Annotated in this window: 20 protein-coding genes; 10 read left to right on the forward strand and 10 right to left on the reverse strand. The window is 35.2% G+C overall.

Going from position 1 to position 19,894, the window contains the following annotated elements; translation table 11 throughout:
• Positions 1–39: 39 nt before the first annotated feature.
• Together trkA and ACFQ0R_RS00520 are read left to right on the forward strand one after the other, a co-directional pair.
• Positions 40–1,440, forward strand: a complete 1,401-nt coding sequence (gene trkA, locus ACFQ0R_RS00515; RefSeq protein WP_379656576.1) for a Trk system potassium transporter TrkA — start codon at positions 40–42, stop codon at positions 1,438–1,440.
• 37 nt (positions 1,441–1,477) lie between these two features.
• On the forward strand, positions 1,478–2,938 hold the full coding sequence (locus ACFQ0R_RS00520) for a TrkH family potassium uptake protein (RefSeq protein WP_379656577.1): 1,461 nt from the start codon (positions 1,478–1,480) through the stop codon (positions 2,936–2,938).
• 53 nt (positions 2,939–2,991) lie between these two features.
• Here ACFQ0R_RS00520 and ACFQ0R_RS00525 read toward each other — a convergent pair whose 3' ends face one another.
• Positions 2,992–4,452, reverse strand: coding sequence for a TonB-dependent receptor (locus tag ACFQ0R_RS00525; RefSeq protein ID WP_379656411.1), 1,461 nt, complete (start codon positions 4,450–4,452; stop codon positions 2,992–2,994).
• A gap of 108 nt (positions 4,453–4,560) precedes the next feature.
• Here ACFQ0R_RS00525 and ACFQ0R_RS00530 point away from each other — a divergent pair, with 108 nt between their 5' ends.
• The 4 genes from ACFQ0R_RS00530 (at position 4,561) to ACFQ0R_RS00545 (ending at position 8,131) form a co-directional block, all read left to right on the forward strand.
• Positions 4,561–5,322 (forward strand): MBL fold metallo-hydrolase, encoded by a 762-nt coding sequence (locus ACFQ0R_RS00530; RefSeq protein ID WP_379656412.1) that lies wholly within the window; start codon positions 4,561–4,563, stop codon positions 5,320–5,322.
• A gap of 212 nt (positions 5,323–5,534) precedes the next feature.
• Positions 5,535–6,647, forward strand: coding sequence for a PQQ-dependent sugar dehydrogenase (locus ACFQ0R_RS00535; protein ID WP_379656413.1), 1,113 nt, complete (start codon positions 5,535–5,537; stop codon positions 6,645–6,647).
• Positions 6,648–6,649: 2 nt separating this feature from the next.
• Positions 6,650–7,093 (forward strand): c-type cytochrome, encoded by a 444-nt coding sequence (locus ACFQ0R_RS00540; RefSeq protein WP_379656414.1) that lies wholly within the window; start codon positions 6,650–6,652, stop codon positions 7,091–7,093.
• Between the two features lie 33 nt (positions 7,094–7,126).
• Positions 7,127–8,131, forward strand: coding sequence for an alcohol dehydrogenase (locus tag ACFQ0R_RS00545; RefSeq protein ID WP_379656415.1), 1,005 nt, complete (start codon positions 7,127–7,129; stop codon positions 8,129–8,131).
• 62 nt (positions 8,132–8,193) lie between these two features.
• On the opposite strand, the gene ACFQ0R_RS00550 is transcribed toward ACFQ0R_RS00545, so the two are convergent.
• Positions 8,194–9,120, reverse strand: a complete 927-nt coding sequence (locus ACFQ0R_RS00550) for an SMP-30/gluconolactonase/LRE family protein (protein ID WP_379656416.1) — start codon at positions 9,118–9,120, stop codon at positions 8,194–8,196.
• Between the two features lie 123 nt (positions 9,121–9,243).
• Complete coding sequence (locus ACFQ0R_RS00555) at positions 9,244–9,690, reverse strand: Lrp/AsnC family transcriptional regulator (RefSeq protein WP_379656417.1); 447 nt, start codon at positions 9,688–9,690, stop codon at positions 9,244–9,246.
• Positions 9,691–9,808: 118 nt separating this feature from the next.
• Here ACFQ0R_RS00555 and ACFQ0R_RS00560 point away from each other — a divergent pair, with 118 nt between their 5' ends.
• Positions 9,809–11,383: an asparagine synthase-related protein gene (locus ACFQ0R_RS00560; protein ID WP_379656418.1), complete on the forward strand. Its 1,575-nt coding sequence runs from the start codon at positions 9,809–9,811 to the stop codon at positions 11,381–11,383.
• A 151-nt stretch (positions 11,384–11,534) separates the two neighbouring features.
• On the opposite strand, the gene ACFQ0R_RS00565 is transcribed toward ACFQ0R_RS00560, so the two are convergent.
• The 3 genes from ACFQ0R_RS00565 to ACFQ0R_RS00575 form a co-directional block, all read right to left on the reverse strand.
• Positions 11,535–13,121: an NAD(P)/FAD-dependent oxidoreductase gene (locus tag ACFQ0R_RS00565; RefSeq protein WP_379656419.1), complete on the reverse strand. Its 1,587-nt coding sequence runs from the start codon at positions 13,119–13,121 to the stop codon at positions 11,535–11,537.
• 118 nt (positions 13,122–13,239) lie between these two features.
• Positions 13,240–13,923, reverse strand: coding sequence for a type 1 glutamine amidotransferase domain-containing protein (locus ACFQ0R_RS00570; RefSeq protein ID WP_379656420.1), 684 nt, complete (start codon positions 13,921–13,923; stop codon positions 13,240–13,242).
• A gap of 123 nt (positions 13,924–14,046) precedes the next feature.
• Complete coding sequence (locus tag ACFQ0R_RS00575; RefSeq protein ID WP_379656421.1) at positions 14,047–14,616, reverse strand: Crp/Fnr family transcriptional regulator; 570 nt, start codon at positions 14,614–14,616, stop codon at positions 14,047–14,049.
• 114 nt (positions 14,617–14,730) lie between these two features.
• Between ACFQ0R_RS00575 and ACFQ0R_RS00580 the strand changes: the two genes are divergently transcribed.
• Positions 14,731–15,192, forward strand: coding sequence for a YehS family protein (locus ACFQ0R_RS00580; RefSeq protein ID WP_379656422.1), 462 nt, complete (start codon positions 14,731–14,733; stop codon positions 15,190–15,192).
• A gap of 33 nt (positions 15,193–15,225) precedes the next feature.
• Here ACFQ0R_RS00580 and ACFQ0R_RS00585 read toward each other — a convergent pair whose 3' ends face one another.
• The 4 genes from ACFQ0R_RS00585 to ACFQ0R_RS00600 form a co-directional block, all read right to left on the reverse strand.
• Positions 15,226–15,744 carry a DinB family protein gene (locus tag ACFQ0R_RS00585; protein WP_379656423.1) on the reverse strand — a complete coding sequence of 173 codons (519 nt, stop codon included), beginning with the start codon at positions 15,742–15,744 and terminating at the stop codon, positions 15,226–15,228.
• Positions 15,737–15,964 carry a VF530 family protein gene (locus ACFQ0R_RS00590; RefSeq protein WP_379656424.1) on the reverse strand — a complete coding sequence of 76 codons (228 nt, stop codon included), beginning with the start codon at positions 15,962–15,964 and terminating at the stop codon, positions 15,737–15,739. The genes ACFQ0R_RS00585 and ACFQ0R_RS00590 overlap by 8 nt, the downstream gene beginning before the upstream one ends.
• 11 nt (positions 15,965–15,975) lie before the next feature.
• Positions 15,976–17,256 carry a DEAD/DEAH box helicase gene (locus tag ACFQ0R_RS00595; protein WP_379656425.1) on the reverse strand — a complete coding sequence of 427 codons (1,281 nt, stop codon included), beginning with the start codon at positions 17,254–17,256 and terminating at the stop codon, positions 15,976–15,978.
• 178 nt (positions 17,257–17,434) lie between these two features.
• The gene (locus ACFQ0R_RS00600) at positions 17,435–18,364 is read right to left on the reverse strand and encodes a phospholipase A (RefSeq protein ID WP_379656426.1); all 930 of its coding nucleotides are present in this window, start codon (positions 18,362–18,364) and stop codon (positions 17,435–17,437) included.
• 167 nt (positions 18,365–18,531) lie between these two features.
• On the opposite strand from ACFQ0R_RS00600, the gene ACFQ0R_RS00605 reads away from it, so the two are divergent.
• Both ACFQ0R_RS00605 and ACFQ0R_RS00610 read left to right on the forward strand, forming a co-directional pair.
• A complete protein-coding gene (locus ACFQ0R_RS00605) occupies positions 18,532–19,131 on the forward strand; it encodes a transcriptional regulator (protein WP_379656427.1) in 600 nt (199 codons plus the stop codon).
• Positions 19,128–19,664, forward strand: coding sequence for a DUF3307 domain-containing protein (locus tag ACFQ0R_RS00610; RefSeq protein ID WP_379656428.1), 537 nt, complete (start codon positions 19,128–19,130; stop codon positions 19,662–19,664). The genes ACFQ0R_RS00605 and ACFQ0R_RS00610 overlap by 4 nt, the downstream gene beginning before the upstream one ends.
• The last annotated feature ends 230 nt before the right edge of the window (positions 19,665–19,894 follow it).

Below are 19,894 nucleotides of genomic sequence, written 5' to 3' on the forward strand. Positions count from 1 at the left end.
TTGCGAAGATACATCTTCTTAGGAATACACTTTGTCAATATAACTTCTCTTAATACTTCTTTTTTAATTTTTTACATTAATTTTGTCACCATGAAAATAATAATAGCTGGTTCTGGAGAAGTAGGATTTCACTTAGCAAAACTTTTTTCTTACGAATCTCACGCCATTACTCTTATTGATCTAAATGAAGAAAGGCTGGAATACGCCAACAAGCATCTGGACATTAAAACTTTATTGGGGGATGCAACTTTGCCTAGTACATTAAAGGAAGCAGATATTACAAATGCAGATATGCTTATCGCTGTAACCTCTAGTCAATCTATCAATATTTCGGTTTGTGTTTTTGCTAAGCAAATGGGAGCAGGAAGAACTGTGGCTCGGGTCTCTGACCAAGAATTATTGGATGCTGGAGATGATATAAATATGACGGCTCTTGGCATTGATGAAATGATTTCTCCTGAAGCCCTGGCTGCAAATGAAGTCAAAATGCTTCTCAATCAATCTGCATTTACCGATACTTTCAAATTTGATGATGGCGCTCTTACTATGATGGGGCTTACATTAAGGTCTAAAGCTCCTTTTATTGGCAATACAGTACAAGAAGCTGCGGACATATTTCCCGGTCTGCATTTTGTACCTATAGCTCTACAGCGCTACGGGACTCAGTACACAATTATTCCTAGAGGCGATACAGAATTTATGAGAGGCGACAGGGTCTATTTTATTACAGATTCTGAAGGTGTTGAAGAATTATACAAATTGACTGGCGCTGAAAAACGTTCAATCAGGAAAGTGATGATTCTTGGAGGTAGTAATATCGGTAGAACATTAGCAAAAGATCTTTGTAAAGGAAATTTTTCTGTGAAGGTTATAGAAAAAGATCATAAAAAGGCTTTGGACTTGGCAAATATTTTACCAAATGCTTTGGTTATAAATGCCGATGGAAGGGATGTTGAAATTCTTAAGGAAGAAAATATTAGTAAAATGGATGCTTTTGTCTCCGTAACAGAAGATTCAGAAACTAATATTATTTCATGCCTTGTCGCCAACTCAAAAGGAGTAAGGAAAACCATAGCTCTAGTAGAAAATATGGATTATTTTCAGCTAAGTCATTCAATAGGTATTCACTCTTTGGTTAATAAAAAATTACTTGCAGCAAATAGCATTTTTAGATATTTGAGAAAAGGTGAGATTGTAGCTATGACAAAGCTGAATAATATGAATGCAGAATTGCTTGAGTTTGTTGTAAAGCCAGATTCTAAAGCAACCAATAGCAAAATCAAGGATATTAATTTCCCAAGGACAGCAGTTGTTGGTGGGGTCATTCGAGATGGTAAAGGAATAATAGCTTTAGGTGACTTTAAAATTCGAGAAGGAGATAGAATTGTAGTGTGTACGCTGCCAAAATCTATCAAGAGCGTAGAAAACTTATTTTGTTAACGTGTCGAATTTAAACCTAAAAATAGTAGCTCATATCATGGGTGTCCTCCTTGTATTTAATGGAGGGTTCATGATAATTCCTTCCGTGTATAGCTGGATAATAGGTGAGGCTGTGGCACTTGATATAGGTGTTTCTGCTTTGATATCTATTTTCGTTGGACTTATGGCAATGTTCACAACTAGACATCATGATAAAGACATAACTCAAAAAGAGGGCTATCTTATAGTAAGTCTTGGTTGGTTGTTTATGGTTTTAAGTGGAATGCTGCCATATGTGATGTCTGGTGAAATTGTTGGCATTGAAAATAGTTTTTTTGAAACTATGTCTGGTTATACCACGACAGGAGCTTCAATTGTAAATGATATTGAGGCATTACCTCAGGGTATATTGTTATGGAGAAGTTTTACACACTGGATTGGTGGCATGGGTATTATTGTTTTGGCAGTTGCAATTTTACCTTTGTTTGGAATAGGAGGGATGCAGTTATTTTCTGCCGAGTCTCCTGGTCCAAGCGCAGATAAAGTAAAGCCTAAAATCGCAGATACTGCAAAGCGACTATGGCTCATATATTTTGGATATACAGTTTCTGAAACTATACTGCTTAAAGTTGCTGGAATGGATTGGTTTGACGCCACAAATCATGCCCTTAGTACACTGTCAACTGGAGGATTTTCAACAAAAAATGCAAGTATAGCCTATTGGAACGATTCTCCGCTAATTCAATATATTATTATACTTTTTATGTTCTTGGCAGGTACAAACTTCGTTGTAAGTTATTATGCGTTTAAAGGGAAAATCAATAATGTATTACATAACGAAGAATTTAAGTGGTTCTTCTTTTTTATTGTAAGTTTTACAGCGATCACTTCGCTTTCTATTTACTTTTTTGCTGATACGAGTTTAGCTAGTATTGATTACCCGATGGTTTTGGGACCGGCAGAAAGTGCATTTCGACACGGTATTTTTCAAGTTTTGGCCATTATTACAACTACAGGTTTTGTGACCGCAGACTATACACTTTGGACTCCGCTACTTACAATTCTATTTTTTGGTCTTTTTTTCTTAGGTGGCTCAGCAGGCTCCACTTCAGGAGGTGTGAAAATCATAAGGCATTTGATTATGATAAAAAATGGATTTCAGGAATTCAGAAGAATACTTCATCCTAATGCGATTTTACCAGTGCGTTATAAGGGGGCGTCTGTAGATCAAAAAATTGTTTACAACATACTTGGGTTTTTTATACTTTATTCCCTGTCCTTCATAATTGGGGCTGTTGTTTTCGCAGGAACAGGATTAGATTTTGAATCTGCTATAGGTGCATCAGCATCCTCTTTAGGAAATGTTGGTCCGGCCTTTGGAGATTTAAGCCCTGTTGACAATTACGCATCGCTGACAGCTTTCGGAAAGTACTGGAGTTCGTTTCTTATGTTGATTGGTCGTTTAGAGATATTTACGGTTCTGATACTTTTCACTCCTTATTTCTGGAAAAATACCTAAAAAAAAATCTGCTAAATTTTAGCAGATTTTTTTTGTGACAATTAGGTTTTATATCAATATCCAACTTTTTCAGTAGTCTTTTTATACTCTCTTTGGAAAAGTTCTTGCTCTTCAATCATTTCTGCAGTCTTCTCTGGTACAGCTTTTTGCCATCCTTCATCACCATTCGAGATTTTTTGTAAAATATCTCTAGAAAAATATCCTAAAATATTTTTATTGTAATTTTCAATATCTACAACTCTGCCGTTATATTTAAAGAACTTGTAAAGTTCCTTCATTCTAGGATGGACCTTTAAATTATCGCTATTGGTGATTTTTCCAGTTTTAGGATCCTTGTATGGATATAAATAAACTCTTAAATCTTTAAAGAAGAGCTTACCAAAAGCTTCAAGAATTCCTCCACTAAGGTGTCTATAGTATTTCTCATCAAATACATCAATCAGATTGTTGACACCCATTGCCAATCCCATCCTTTCTTTAGTGTAATTTGAAAAATATTCAACTAACTTATAATATTCTTGAAAGTTGGAAATCATTACCGTATGACCTAATGCACAAAGCAGTTTAGCCCTGTCCATAAAGTCTTCTTCATTAATCTCTCCTTCAGATCTTAAATTGGAAAGTGTAATTTCAAAAACTGGCTGAATATTACCTTCTTTAACTTTCTTCTCTTTTTTGAATAACTCTAGAGATGTTTCAAAAATGTCCATATTGACTTTAGTCACAGGTCTGAAACTTCCTCTTAAGGCTAAAATATTTTTCTTATAAAGAGCTTTTGCTGGTAGAATGTTATTACCATCTGGAGCAAACATGACAGCTTCAGTCATTCCGTTTTTGACTAGTTGTAGACTCATTAGTCTATTATCGACGTCTTTAAAGACTGGACCAGAAAAATTGATTGTGTCAATTTCAATTTGGTCTTTATGTAGATGATCGTAAAGCTCGTTAAGTATCTGTTTGGGATTGTTATGAGCATAATAAGCAGCATAAACAAGGTTAGTACCTAAAACTCCTAAGGTATTTTGCTGAAGTCTAGCATCGTTTTCTTTGAAACGAATATGCAAAACTATCTTATTATATTCAGATTTTGGTGTCAGTTGATATTTGATTCCAACCCAGCCATGTCCTTTATAACGTTTTGCAAAATCGATAGTTGCTACTGTATTGGCATAAGTAAAAAATAATTTGTTAGGATGCTTGTTTCGATGTATCCTTTCTTCTATGAGGTTAGTCTCATGATCCAGCATTTTTTTAAGTCTGCTTTCAGTAACATAGCGTCTATCTTCTTCTACTCCATAAATAGCATCACTAAAATCTTTATCATAAGCACTCATTGTTTTGGCAATCGTTCCAGATGAACCTCCAGCTCTAAAGAAATTTCTTACTGTTTCCTGTCCTGCACCTATTTCAGCAAATGTTCCATAGATATTTTCATTTAAATTGATTCTGAGGGCTTTATCCTTAATTGAAGGTGCACTTTCAAAATCTTTATCACCCATTATTGTAATAGACATAAGTAGAAGTTTTATGAAGTCTTAAACAGTTTTTAAACTCTAAACAAATGTAATTAATACTCCTAGCTTAAGAAAAAAAAACTATAGTTTTGTATCAAAAATAACGTTTTGAAGGTAACATTCTTAGGTACAGGAACATCTCAAGGTGTTCCAATTATAGGTAGTGAACATCCAGTATGTTTAAGTGAAGATTCAAAAGATAAGAGATTGAGAGTTTCAGCTCTTCTAGAGTGGGATGATTACTCATACGTAATAGATTGTGGACCGGATTTTAGACAACAAATGTTATCTAACAAGGTTAAAAAAATAGATGGTATTTTATACACACACGAACACAATGATCATATGATTGGTCTTGATGATGTGCGACCTTTCTATTTTAGGCAAGGAAATATTTCTATTTACTGCCATAAAAGAGTTTTGAAAAGCATAAAACATAGATTTGAATATGTGTTTGAAACAGAAAATAAATATCCCGGCGCGCCCACACTGGATGTGAACATTATAGATGACTCTCCATTTATAATCGGGAATAAAAAGGTTACACCCATGAACGTATACCATCCGGAACTTCAGGTATATGGCTTTAGAATTGATGATTTTGCATACGTAACCGATGCTAAAGTTATTCCAGATAAAGAGTTGGATAAGCTTAAGGGTGTAAAAACTTTAGTTCTTAACGCTTTAAGGAGAGAAGAACATAGATCTCATCTTAATCTAGAACAAGCTATAGACGTTGTTAACTACCTTAAGCCTGAAAAAGCATATTTTACTCACATAAGCCATCACATGGGCTTTCATGAAGAGGTTCAAAAAGAACTTCCTGAAGGCATGTATTTAGCTTATGATAATCTCCAAATTGAAGTCTAATGACAAAAAATTTATATTTATACCTTTTCGTTCTCAGCGCATTAGTTGCAGTATTTCTATACTTCAACAGCAAGAAGATTATTGATGACCAAGAAAGTACCATTCGTGAGCTCAATGCTAAGATTGAAAAATTAGAAGATAAAAAATAAACTTTTCATAATTAAGCCTTTGTTTTAGATTCATTTTAGAAATTAGTAAAAAATTTTTAAATCATGAATATTAAAACATTTACCCTTTTACTTTTTTGTATTGGTTTTTTAGCCTGCGCTCAAGAAGATAATTCTATAGAAACTTTAGAAAACGACTATTCTCACGAGGTGATTATCGATGACATCGATATTGCTTGGGGAATGGATTTCTTTAAAGATGGAAGCTTTTTGGTAACTTCTAAAGATGGTCAACTTTTATATCATAAAGAAGGTAAAACAACTAAAGTAGCAGATATTCCAAATGTTTATAATAGAGGACAAGGTGGATTATTAGACGTGAAAATTCATCCTGAATATCCCGAGAAACCTTGGATTTATTTAACCCTTGCTTCTACTAAAGGTGAAGAAGAAGGTGGTCATACTGAATTAATTAGAGCAGAATTTCATAAAGGAGAGTTGTCTAATATGGAATCGCTTTATAAGGCTTCTCCTAATACGACAAAAGGTGTTCATTTTGGTAGTCGATTGGAATTTGATAAAGATGGATATCTATTTATGTCAATTGGAGAAAGAGGCGCTCGAGAGGTAAACCCTCAAGACATTACAAGAGATGGTGGAAAGATTTATAGATTTCATGATGATGGTTCTATACCAGAAGACAATCCATTTTACATGCTAGAAAATTCTAAAAAAGCTATTTACTCTTATGGACACAGAAATCCACAAGGAATGGAAATGCATCCAGAATCTGGAGCTATTTGGGTTCATGAACACGGACCAAGAGGTGGAGATGAAATCAATATCATTAAAAAAGGGGCTAATTATGGTTGGCCTATTATAAGTTATGGGATCAACTATGACGGAACAGAATTTACAGACGAAACATCTATGGCAGGAATGGAACAACCTTTTTACTACTGGGTTCCATCGATTGCTCCTAGTGGGATGACTTTTGTAACCTCAGATAAGTATCCAGAGCTTAAAGGAAACATACTGGCAGGATCATTGAAATTTCAATATTTAGAACATTTAGCCATAGACGAAAAAGGTGTTCAAAAAAGACAAAAACTTTTAAACAAAATTGGAAGAGTAAGAAGTGTGAAACAGAGCCATGACGGCTTTATATATGTTGGTGTAGAAGGAGTTGGTGTTGTTAAAATGCTGCCTAAATCATAATTATGAAGTTATATTCTATTTCATTATTCATTCTCTTAGGTTTACTTTTTAATTACAATAAAAATGATTCTTCCTTTGTGTATGAGTCTATTAGTCAGGAAAAAGACCTTAAGCAAAGCATACAAGATGGAGAAGGAGTTTATTCTGAATTTTGTATGCGTTGCCATTTAGCTAAAGGTGAAGGTGTTGAAGGAATTTATCCACCATTGGCAGAATCCAATTGGCTTTCAGAAAAAAGGACTGAAAGCATCAAGTCAGTAAAATACGGCCTGAGAGGTGAAATAGAAGTCAATGGCAAAACTTATAATAATAACATGACTTCGATGGGGCTTACCGATAGAGAAGTTGCTGATGTGATGAATTACATCATGAATAGTTTTGGAAACGAAAACAATGAATTTGATCAAGTCACTTTAAAAGAAGTTTCTAATCTTTCAAAAGATTAATTTTTTAATTATTAATATTTAAAATCAAACAAAATGAAAGCAGCACAAATTAAAGAAGCAGAAGGAGAATTTCATATTGTAGATATAGATAAACCTACCCCAAAAGAGAATGAGGTTTTAATAAAAGTTCAGGCATGTGGTATATGTCATTCAGATGCATTTGTAAAAGATGGTACATTTCCAGGTCTCGAATATCCGAGAGTCCCAGGTCATGAAGTTATTGGAACTGTAGAAGAATTTGGTGAAAATGTTAGGTCTTGGAAAAAAGGTCAGCGTGTAGGAGTTGGATGGCACGGTGGCCATTGCTTTGAGTGTGAACCTTGCCGAAGGGGTGATTTTATTGCTTGTGAAAACGCAAAAGTAAGCGGAATTTCTTACGATGGTGGTTATGCAGAATTTATGTGTGCACCACAAGAAGCTTTGGTTGCAGTACCTGAAGATCTTAAATCTGAAGAAGCAGCTCCACTTCTATGTGCTGGTATAACTGTTTTTAACGCTCTAAGAAATTCAGGTATAAGAGCAGGTGATTTAGTTGCTATACAAGGTATTGGAGGTTTAGGACACTTAGCTATTCAGTATGCTCATAAAATGGGGATGAAAACTGTAGCCATTTCTACTAGCGACGATAAAAAAGAGTTAGCATCAGAATTAGGAGCTCATCATTTTATCAATGCCAAATCTGAAGATGCTGCCGAAAAACTACAGCAATTAGGAGGAGCTAAATTAATTTTAGGAACTGCACCAAGCGGAAAAGCAATGACTTCGGTTATTGGAGGTCTCGGTATTGACGGTAAATTATTAATGGTTGGAGCAACACCAGAACCAGTTGAAGTTAACCCGATGGAGATGTTAATGGGAAGAAAATCTGTAGCTGGCTGGCCAAGTGGTACGCCGACAGACTCTGAAGACACACTGAATTTCAGCGCTTTGTTTGATACAAAACCAATGATTGAGGAATATAGTCTTGATGATGTAAAAGAAGCCTACGATAGAATGATTAATAATAAATCAAGATTTCGCGTGGTTTTAAAACCTTAATTAAATTGATATAAAAAAACTAAAACTCCTCGTCTTAAATGAAGAGGAGTTTTTTATATGATTTAATTTGCTCCTGTTTTATTCACCTTAACTCTGTAGATCGAAGTTCGGGCTGTGATGTATAGTTCATTTAAATCTTCACCCCCAAAACTAACATTAGAAGGCTGCTCTGGAATTTTAACGCTTGATATGAGTTCACCGCTTGGAGCAAAGACATCGATGGCTTTCTTTCCATCTGTTGTCAAATATATATTACCTTCATTATCGATTGTCATTCCATCGCCACTAAGGTCAGTGAACAATGTTTTGTTTGAAAGTAAACCATCTTCTTGAATACTATATTTATAAGTTTTATTAGCTCCAGGATCTGTAATGTATAAAGTTTTACTATCTGGAGTACCTATTAATCCGTTTGGTTTCACAAGATCTTCGGTTACTCGAGTTACTTCAGTATGGTCTGAATTGATGTAGTAAACTTGCATACTTTCTTGCGGAAGTTCGAGGTCATTGCTATATTTTGGATCGGTAAAATAAGCTCCGCCTTTTCCATCTGCCCAAATATCGTTTGGCTGATTGAAGCGTTTTCCGTTGTATTCTGTGGCTATTGACTTATATTCACCTTCTTGGTTTATGGAGGCGATTACCCCTTTTTGTCCCTCGCAAATCAACAGGTTTTTATCTTTATCAAAGTATAATCCATTTGCTCCGCCTGTATTTTCTTTGAAAGTCTTGAGTTGATCATCAGTAGTCCATATGTATATTTTATTTTCAGGGATATCTGTGAAATAAACATTCCCTTCAGCATCAGCAGATGGGCCTTCTGTAAATACAAAATCACCAGCTAATTTTTCAACTTCTTTGAAGTCGACTTTAGATTTACTTTTTTGAACTGATTCAGTCTCATTGGAGACCTTTTCAGTCTTTTCTTCAGAGGTGTTTTTGCAGGAAACTAGTAATGCCAGAATGCTGAAGTAGTATATGATTTTCATAGGTAAATAATTTTATAGTAATAATTAAGAATACCAATTTAAATAAAAGATGTGGTAAGTTTTAATAGAATTCAAAATCTTTACACTGAATTATTCAATAGAAAATAACCAAGGCATAAAATTTTAAAATTCAATTTCTCTTGTAAAGGTTTGTTCCAAGCAGATAAAGGTTTCTGTTCTCGCTACACCATCTATGGTTTGAATTTTATTACTCAAAACCTCGGTAAGATGCTTATTGTCTCGGCATACAACTTTTACTAATAGAGAAAAATTTCCAGTGGTGTAATTGCATTCCACTACTTCACTGATTTCCATCAAAGCTTTGCTCACCGTTCTGTAGATATTCGCTTTGTTGAAGTAAATCCCAATAAAGCTTTGAGTCTGGTAGCCGAGTTGGTACGTATCGATCATACTCTTAGATCCGGTGATGATTTTTTGTTCTTCCAGTTTTTTTAACCGAAGGTGAACCGCCGTAGGGCTCATGTGGCATACGTTTCCAAGGTATTTTAAGGAGGCTTTTGCGTCGGTACTTAAAATATTTAAGATTTTTCTATCCGTTTCATCTATCATCTTTAGGATTTTTAGTAAAAAGCTAATTTAAAACTTATTTTTAATATTTTACACCTATTGCTTGATTCATATTAAGTAATATGCCTTATTTGCTTTATATAATTAAAATAAAACTATCATGTGTGGAATATTTGTAGCCATCGACAGTGCAAAATCTAGTCAATTTTTAATTGATGAATTCATGAAAATCAAACATCGTGGACCAGATGCATCAGACTTTAAAAGTATTAAGCAAAACACCTATTTTGGGTTTCATCGTTTAGCCATTAATGGCTTAACGCCAAAAGGTAATCAGCCCATGTACAAGAATGGTGTCTGGTTGGTAGCAAATGCAGAAATATTCAATTATCTGGAACTCGCCGCTAAATATGATATCACACTAGAAACAGGTTCAGACTGTGAAATCTTAATCGATTTGTATCAATTGATAGGAGAGGAGCAGATGCTGGAAGAAATCGACGGCGAATTCGCCTTTGTCCTTTATGATGAAGCCAAGGATTTATACATCGCTGCCAGAGATCATCTGGGCGTGAGAGGAATGTACATGGGGTTTGAAGATTCAGAAGTTTACTTTGCTTCAGAAAGTAAAGCTATTGCTTTCGCCAGGGATCTCAACCAGTTTCCTCCAGGCCACCACTGGAACTCTTATACCGATAAAATGCTTTCTTATTTTAATCATGACTACGACACCACAGCATTTACAGAAGAAGAATACTGCCAGAAAATTAATGAATTGCTGACGCAGTCGGTTGAAAAGCGTATGATGAGTGAACGACCTCTGGGTTGCTTACTGAGTGGGGGATTAGATAGTAGTCTGGTAGCTGGAATTTTAGCCAGAAAATTGAAGGAAAAAGGGAAACAGCTGGAAACTTTTTCTATAGGACTGGATGGCAGTCCCGACATTTCTGCAGCCCAAAAAGTGGCAGACCATATAGGTAGTAAGCACCATAGCATTACTTGCACGGAACAAGATTTTTTAGATGAGTTAGAACACACGGTTTACATGCTGGGAAGCTATGATGTCACTACGATAAGAGCTTCAGTTGGCCATCAGTTGGTTGCCAAATATGTGAGAGTTCATTCTGATGTGAAAGTCCTATTTTCTGGGGAAACAGCAGACGAATTCGGATCTTATTTGTATTTTCAAAATGCTCCGGATTCAATCAGCTTTCAACAGGAATCCATCAGATTATTGAAAGACATTCAGTTTTTTGATATGAAGAGAGGCGATAGATCTATTTCCAATGCAGGTTTGGAAGCCAGAGTTCCTTTTGCCGACAAGGCTTTCGTGAAATTCTTCATGTCGATTCCTCCAGAACTCAGAATGTTTTCCGATCAAAAAATTGAAAAATACCTGATCAGAAAAGCTTTCGAAGGAGAAGACTTAATTCCAGATGAAGTGTTGTGGAGACGCAAAAATGGTTTTTCGGACAGCGTGAGCAGCAAGCAGAAATCCTGGAGTGAAGTCATTAAAGATCATATAGAAACCTTGGTGTCTGATGAGGAATTTCAAACTGAAAAATTCAGATTTTCACCAGAACCACCATCAAAAGAAGCCTTTTTCTACTTGAAAACCTTTGAAAAGACTTACGGTTCGCATTTCCAACTGACGCCTTATCAGTGGTTGCCTAAATGGTGTGGAGATGTAAAAGATCCTTCTGCCAGAGTACTGGAGATTTATCAGGCGGATTAACACTTTTGTTTTCATGTTTTAAGAAACTGGCTAAAAGCTACTACTTTGTCATTCTGAATTTATTTCAGAATCTTTAATAATTAAAAGTCAAAAGGACCTTGAAACAAGTCCTAAGTGACAAGTTTTGTATTTTTAGCCAGCTTTCTATGTTTTATAAGTTAGTCTTGTTTGTTATTTCATTCATAACAGCTTCAGCGCAGCGTTCACCATCAATAGCAGCAGAAACAATCCCGCCGGCATAACCTGCCCCTTCACCGCAAGGAAATAAACCTTTCAGTTCTGGATGTTCTAAAGTATTTTCATCTCTGGGGATTCTCACTGGAGAAGAGGTTCGGGATTCTGGTGCAAGAATTACAGCGTCCGGATGATCGAAGCCTTTCATTTTTTGAGTGAACTTTTTAAAGCCTTCGCGAAGCCTTTTGGTCATGGCTTTTGGAAAAATCGAATCCATTTCTACGGAAGTGGTGCCCGGCTGATAAGAGTTTTTTGGAATAGATGTCGATTTCCGTTTTGAAATAAAATCCTGGAGTCTTTGCGCAGGAACTCTTTGGGTTTCTCCTGCCAGTTGCCAGCATTTTTTCTCGATATATTCCTGAAATTTTAAACCTTTCAAGGGGCCATATTTTTCAAAATCAGTTAATTCTTCCTCGTCAATAGTGACCACAATACCAGAATTAGCATATGGATTATTTCGTTTGGAAGGTGACCAGCCATTAGTTACTACTTCGCCGGGAGTTGTCGCACAAGGAGCTATAATTCCTCCAGGGCACATACAGAAGGAATACACGCCTTTATTATCGACTTGTTCCACTAAGCTATAAGCCGAAGGCGGTAAATACTCTCCACGCTCTGGTGTTTTATACTGAATTTGATCGATAAGGGACTGCGGATGCTCTACCCGCACCCCCATAGCGAAGGTTTTAAATTCTATTTTAATGTTTCGCTCATGCAAAAGATAAAAAATATCTCGAGCAGAATGTCCAGTAGCAAGGATACAAGCTTCTGCATAAATCTTCTCACTATGGTTCATTTCAATTCCGATCAGCTGATTCTCTTTTAAGATAAAATCGGTGAGTTTGGTTTCAAAATGAATTTCACCGCCAAATTTTAGGATGGTTTCTCTCATTTTTGTAATGATATCTGGCAACTTGTTGGTCCCAATATGCGGGTGTGCATCTACTAGAATATCTTCACTTGCTCCATGTTCAACAAAGGTGTGGAGTATTTTTTTGATAGTTTTTTTGTTTCCGGAACGGGTATAAAGCTTACCATCCGAATAAGTGCCAGCGCCACCTTCACCAAAGCAATAGTTGGATTCTGAATTCACCAGATGTTCTTTATTTATTTTGGCTAAATCTCTACGCCTTGCTCTCACATCTTTACCACGCTCGATGACCACAGGTTTTAAACCTTGTTCAAGGAGTTTAAGCGCTGCAAAAAGTCCGGCAGGACCACTTCCAATTACCAAAATCCTTGGATTATCATCATTAACTTGATGATAATTTTTTTCTTCAGATTTCGGCCATACGACAGACTCATCTTTCAAGAAATAAGCAATTCTCAACTGATATTTAATCTGCCTGGCTCTAGCGTCAATAGAACGTTTCAAAATTTTAAATTCTGAAAGTTCTTTTATTGAAATGCCGATGTGTTTAGCTAAAGCTTTTTTGAGATCATCAGGTTGATGAGCAATTTCAGGATTGACTCTTATATCTATGAAGTGAGGTTGAGCTAGCATAATTTAAAATAAAATGCAAAGATACACTTTACATCAGCTTAATAATTCTGAAGTAATCTTAGAAACAAAAAAAGCCTTCTATAGGAAGGCTTTTGATTTCAAGTGATTTTAAAACAAATTATCTACTTAACTGTTTTACAAGTAAGTCAGCTACTTTTTCTGAGGATGCTGGATTTTGACCTGTAATTAGATTTTCATCTTCAACAGCATAGGGTTGCCAGTCTTCAATTTTAGAATAAACTCCACCGTTTTTGATCAGCATATCTTCCAATAGAAATGGCACCACTTCAGACAATTGAACAGCGTCTTCCTCTTGATTTGTAAAGCCTGTCACCTTTTTACCATTAACTATAGGTTGACAATCGGCTGTTTTAGGATGTTTTAGCACTGCTGGTGCATGGCATACAAACGCCACTGGCTTTTTGTTAGCATTGAACTCCTCAATGAGTTTTATGGAAGTTTTATCCTCCACTAGATCCCAAAGAACGCCGTGCCCGCCTGGGTAGAAAACAGCATCATAATCAGCTTCATTAATATCGCTAAGTTTATGTGTGTTCGCTAGCAAAGTTTGAGCTTCTTTATCTAAATCGAACCGTTCTGTTGCCTTAGTTTTAGCGTCTTCAGTTTCAGAATTGGGATCGATAGGAGGTTGTCCTCCTTTTGGAGATGCTAGTGTAAGTTCAAAGCCTGCATCTTTTAATTTGTAAAATGGAGCAGCAAACTCCTCAATCCAAAATCCTGTTTTATTTCCTGTGTCTCCAAGTTGATCGTTACTTGTGATGACAAAAAGTATTTTTTTCATATCTAATGTTTTATTCAAAATTAAGGAATAAGCCTCCTATAAAAATTGATCTAAGTCAAGATATGTAGTTAATGTATGTTAATCTAAAAACTTGAAACCAGCAGTACCAAATTCAAAAGGAAACTAAATTGTTTTTCTAATTCTGCTTAAGCTTTCTGGCGTCATTCCCAGATAATTAGCAATATGATAATTGGCGATCCTGCCTTGTAAACTCGGATATTGTTTGCAAAATTCTACGTAACGGGTTTTACTGTCTTTCTGAAGTGAGGATAAAATTCGATTTCTTAAGGCTACAAAAGCTTTGGTTACCTTTAGTCTAAAAAACCTCTCGAATTTTGGTATTCTGGTGTATAACTTCTCCAAAGCTACTTTATCAAGGCTCAACAACTCACTGTTTTCCAGACATTCGACAAAAAGCTGCGCGGGTTTTTCATTGAAAAAAGCTTCAAAATCGCTTATCCACCAATCTTCTACAGCAAATTGGATAATGTGCATCTGACCATTTTTATCAAGATAATAAGCTTTAAGACAACCTTTCAGGACATAATGTTCGTGTGTAACCTTGTCTCCTGGTTGGATTAATAAGTCTTTTTTATTAAGCTTTTGGTGTTTCAAAATGCTAATAAATTCTTGGACTTCACTTGGAGTGAAATTGATGTCTTTTAGAAGGTGAGCCTGAAGTTGAGGATACATTTGGACAAATTAAATGGCAAGTTTACATTATTTATTGTAAAAATGGGCCATTGATGTACTTTGCTTATTTACTTTTGAATTTAATTAAGAATCACAACCAAATTCAGTTTACAGATGACCAACAACGATGTTTTGCGACGATTGCGCTATACCTTTGAATACACCGATTCTAAAATGATGTCATTTTTCAAATTGGGCGGCCTTGAAGTTTCCCGAGCAGAAGTAAGCGATTGGTTGAAAAGTGATGACGATGAAGATTTTATAGAACTTGAAGATCATAAGTTAGCTTCATTTCTCAATGGCTTAATCATTGCCCACCGAGGTAAAAAAGAGGGAAAAACGCCTGAAGCTGAATTATTCTTAAACAATAATGACGTTCTCAAAAAACTAAAAATTGCCTATGAACTCAAATCTGAAGACATGATTGAGTTATTTCAGCTGGCAGGGAAAAAAGTGAGTAAACATGAACTGAGTTCTTTTATGAGGCGACCGACCCAACCTCAATATAGAGAATTGATGGATCAATACCTCAGGAATTTCCTTTATGGATTGCAGTTGAAACAGAAATCTAAATAAAGTATTCTGAATTTAATTCAGATCAAAATCAAGCTATAAGTTATGTCTAGTTTTTAAAGCACTCACAGTCACCAATAATTGGCCTATATGTCGCTGGCTGTGTTCTGCTGCGTGGAACAACACGCCAATCTGCGTTGAAGGTAATTCCTTTCTGCCTACTGAACGAAATTCAGTTAAATCGGTGTTTTTTAGTTGTTTAAAATAATTCAGAGCTTCATCAATTTTTAAATTCAGATGTTCTAGTAAAATGGTTAAGCTTATTTCAGAATTAGCTTTTTCTTCAGCTTCTAAATAATCAAATTGAATTTCAGAAAGTTGTTTTTGCTGAGCATAAGTCAGCATTCTGTCGATAACTCCAGCAATGTGCTGTAAATGAAACCCGACGCTGGCTCTGTCAAACGGAGTTTCCCATAAGAGTTTCTCGTTAAAATCTTTGGTATAGCGATGAGCTTCAAGCTGTGTTTGTAACAAAGCATGAGCAGCTGGTTGAAGTAAAGCCGGTATATCTTCAAGAGGTCCTCTCAACCAGTACTCTGGAGTTGTATTATCCATTAATCTCTTTTTGAAACTTAACGTAAAGCTGTTCCACTTTAGTTCTGGCCCAGGGTGTTTTTCTTAAAAACTTTAGGCTAGATTTTATGGATGGATTTTCCTTGAAACAACGAATGCTAATTTGTTCTCCAAGTGTTTTCCACCCATAAAAAGCTTCTAAATCTACTAGAATTTGTTCTAGAGTTATGCCATGTAAAGGATTGTTCTTTTGCGTTTCCACAGCTATTGCTTTTAGCGTCTTGGTTTGCTAGAATTTGTTCTTGTGTTTCTAGATTTGTCTCCAGAAGGTTTCCTAGAACCTTGTGCAGAGCTTGATCTAGAATTACTACGAGGTTTTTTACCTCTTTGTTGTGGATTAAAAGGCTTTGTTGATGCATTTGGATCTGGTTCGAATCCTTCTAAAATATCCATAGGAATTTTAGATCCAATCAATTTTTCAATATCTTTTAGAAATACAGTTTCATCTGCGCTTACTAGTGAAATCGCGAGACCACTTGCACCAGCTCTTCCAGTTCTTCCTATTCTATGGACATAATCTTCAGAAACATTCGGTAATTCATAATTCACTACATATGGTAGTAATGGAATATCTAAACCTCTAGAAGCTATGTCTGTGGCTACAAGGACTTTTACAGTTCCACTTTTGAATCCTTCAAGTGCTTTGGTTCTGGCTCCCTGACTTTTATTCCCATGAATAGCAGCTGCGCCTATTTTTGCTGACTCTAATTTTTTAACCAGCTTGTTGGCGCCATGTTTAGTTCTCGTAAATACAAGCACCTGATCCCAGTGGCCTTCAGAAATAAGTTTGATGAGCAAATCTGGTTTCTTGTCTTTAGCAACACGGTAAACCTGTTGCTCAATAGCTTCTACAGTTGTGTTTTCTGGAGTAGATTCAACAGAAACAGGATTTTTCAAAAATTCACTAGCTAATTTTCGGATATCTTTTGAAAATGTAGCCGAAAATAATAGTGTTTGTCTTTGTTTTGGGATAAGCCCCATTATTTTCTTGATATCTCTCAAGAACCCCATATCCAACATACGGTCAGCTTCATCGAGTACTAAAATTTCAACTTTCTTAAGGGATAATAAGCCTTGATTATTCAAATCGATAAGCCTTCCCGGAGTAGCTATCAGAATATCTATACCATTTCTAATGGTAGATACTTGTGATTTTTGATTAACTCCGCCAAAAATGACAGTAGATCTTAGATCTACAAATTGACTGTAATCTTTAACATTCTGATGAACCTGAGCTGCCAATTCTCTCGTTGGAGTAAGAATTAATGCTCGTATAGGTCTATTACGCTGTGGAGGTGTCTGGGATAAAATATCGAGTAAGGGCAACGTAAAACCTGCTGTTTTACCTGTTCCTGTTTGAGCCGAAGCTAGCACATCCTTTCTTTCCAGTACAGGAGGTATTGCTTTAGACTGAATTGGTGTTGGTGTATCGTAACCTTGTTCGCTTACTGCTTTCACAAGGGATTCTGAGAGTCCTAATGACTTAAATGACATAAAAAGTGTTTATGAAATGACACTAATTATATTCAGGTCATTTCTTTATTATTTTGCAAAGGTACGCTTTATAAGCTGCACAGCATTTTTGAAATCAAAATAGCCTAATGGTGTAGAAAGATCTGTTTAGATTTAATTAAAATTTATTCTGAATCAGATAAAAGTTAGCTTCATATTTTTACCAATCTATAAAGGAAATTCCAATACCTAACGTAGTCTGCTTGTGGTTGTAATCAATTAAAGTTTCACCGTAACCAGTAAATGCTTGAAAATGTAATCTGAGATTAGATTTTACAGAATATAAATAATTAATCTCAAGGCTACCTCTGTTTTTATCAAAATCTAAAGAGTTTTTGCCTATCACATAAATACTGTGTTTATTTTTATTATAGATAGCATTGGCCTCCATTCGTCCAATATATTCACTAATCGCAGGATTGTCATCTTTATCTGAACTTTCAATTCTTATCCAAGGTTTCAGGTACAATTGGAAGTTATCTTTTTCAAAAGCTGCATGAAACATAATTCTATTCCAGCTTCTCGATCTTGGTAAATCTCTTCCATTAGATTGATGGTTAAAAGCTAAACCAGCCATTCTCAAATCAATTCCAAACAAATTCACTTTCATTGGAAAATTGACAATCAATTCGGGTTCATAATTCAATTCTCGGAATGGTCTTGAAACTGGGTCATTATAGACTTGCCAATTAGCTAGTTGTGTAAATCCTAACCAAATATCACCGTGACCAAACAAAAAGGACTGTATTAATTTTGTTTTTAAACTCAATTGAAACTTTGCTTCCACTTGATCGTAATTTTGCACTTCTGTAAAGCTATTTTCTAAACTTTCACTTTGCGGAAGTTCGTTGGGGTTACTCGACCATCTTGCTGGTAAAACAAAAATGGGTTTATAAAATGTAAGTTTAAAAGTTCCATTCTTATCCTCATCGTCCAATTCCCAACGCTGAGACATGGTTTTTTCAATAACTTGATCTTGATCAAATACAGATTGTGAGTATGATATAAAAGTGATAAGGATACATAAGATGGAGTAGTGAAATTTCATGAATGAAGTATAATTCACAAAATTAGAGAGAGTTAACCTCATATAGCTTATTTTACTCTACAATTATTTTATGTTTAAATTAGATTTAAACGCCGAATATCTAACAATTCGATTCTAGAATCAAATATCTTATAATTCGATTTTAGAGTCGAATACCTAATAATATGATATATTAGTCGAATATTTAATATATGTAAGATACAGAAGACATGATAGCAATCATCACAGGAGACATAGTAAATTCAAGAGAAAGTGACAGTTTAGACTGGTTAGATTCTTTGAAGCGTGCCCTAAACAGGTATGGAGATCATTTGAAAGATTGGGAAGTTTATAGAGGGGACAGCTTTCAGCTTAAAACAACAATTGAAAAAAGTTTAGAGGCTTGTTTTTATATAAAAGCCTGTATCAAAGAGCATAACTCTTTAGATGTTAGAATGGCTATAGGAATTGGAAAAACAAATGGTTCAACTGGTAAAATTACGGAAGAGCAGGGTGAGGCTTTTTACAGATCTGGGCAATGTTTTGAAAATTTAAAAGCAACCAACTTAGCAGTAGAAACTGGAAATAAAGGTTACAATACTAGTTTAAATTTAATGCTTCAACTCGGTGCATTAACTTTCGATAAGTGGACAAGCATAGATGCGGTAACTCTAAAAATAGCGTTGGAGCATCCCGATTATACTCAAAAAGAAATTGCTAAGAAGCTTAATAAATCGGCAAGTACCATTAGTTTTACGCTTCAAAAGACAGGATACAAGGAAATCTTAAAATTACTGGCCTACTATAAAGGCTTAATCGTGAAATCATGATAACGGTACTTCTAAAACTATTACTCGCTCATTTTTTAGGTGATTTTGTATTTCAGCCTTATAAATGGGTGGAGAGTAAAGAACAAATAGGAACTAAATCAAAATATTTTTGGTTTCATATTGGGATTCATTTTTTACTCTTGTTTTTAGTTACAAGCTTTAAAGTAAGCTTAATCCCTGTAGTTTTAAGTATTGGTATTAGTCATTTGATTATTGATCTAATAAAAATAAAACTTAAAAATAGATTTTCACAGATTCACCTCTTTTTTGTGGATCAGGCATTGCATTTGCTTGTTATTCTTACTGCTATCGGAGTTTATTTCAATATAGATTGGACTAATTTATTGCAGATTCAGGATAAATGGCTGATCATCATTTTAGCATTTGTGCTTCTGACTTATGTTTCAGGAGTCATTATGAAAGTAGTGTTATCAAAATGGGATCTTAATCATTTTGAAGGTGAAGCATTAGATAAAGCGGGATGGTATATTGGAGTTATAGAACGTCTTTTCATTTTTGGATTTGTGTTTTAAATTACTGGGCTGGAATCGGCTTTTTAATAGCAGCTAAATCTATTTTTCGCTTTAGCGATTTATCAAAATCAAAAGACAGAAAGCTTACAGAATATGTTCTTATCGGTACTTTATTGAGTTACGGCCTTGCCATACTCATAGCATTTTTTAGCCTTCAGCTGTGGCTTTATTTTCAGTAAAATTTCAATTCAAACCAAAAATGCAATATCTTTAGTGTGATTTAAACCTTA

This window comes from Psychroflexus salinarum (assembly GCF_042677225.1).
GTDB classification, from domain to species: Bacteria; Bacteroidota; Bacteroidia; order Flavobacteriales; family Flavobacteriaceae; genus Psychroflexus; species Psychroflexus salinarum.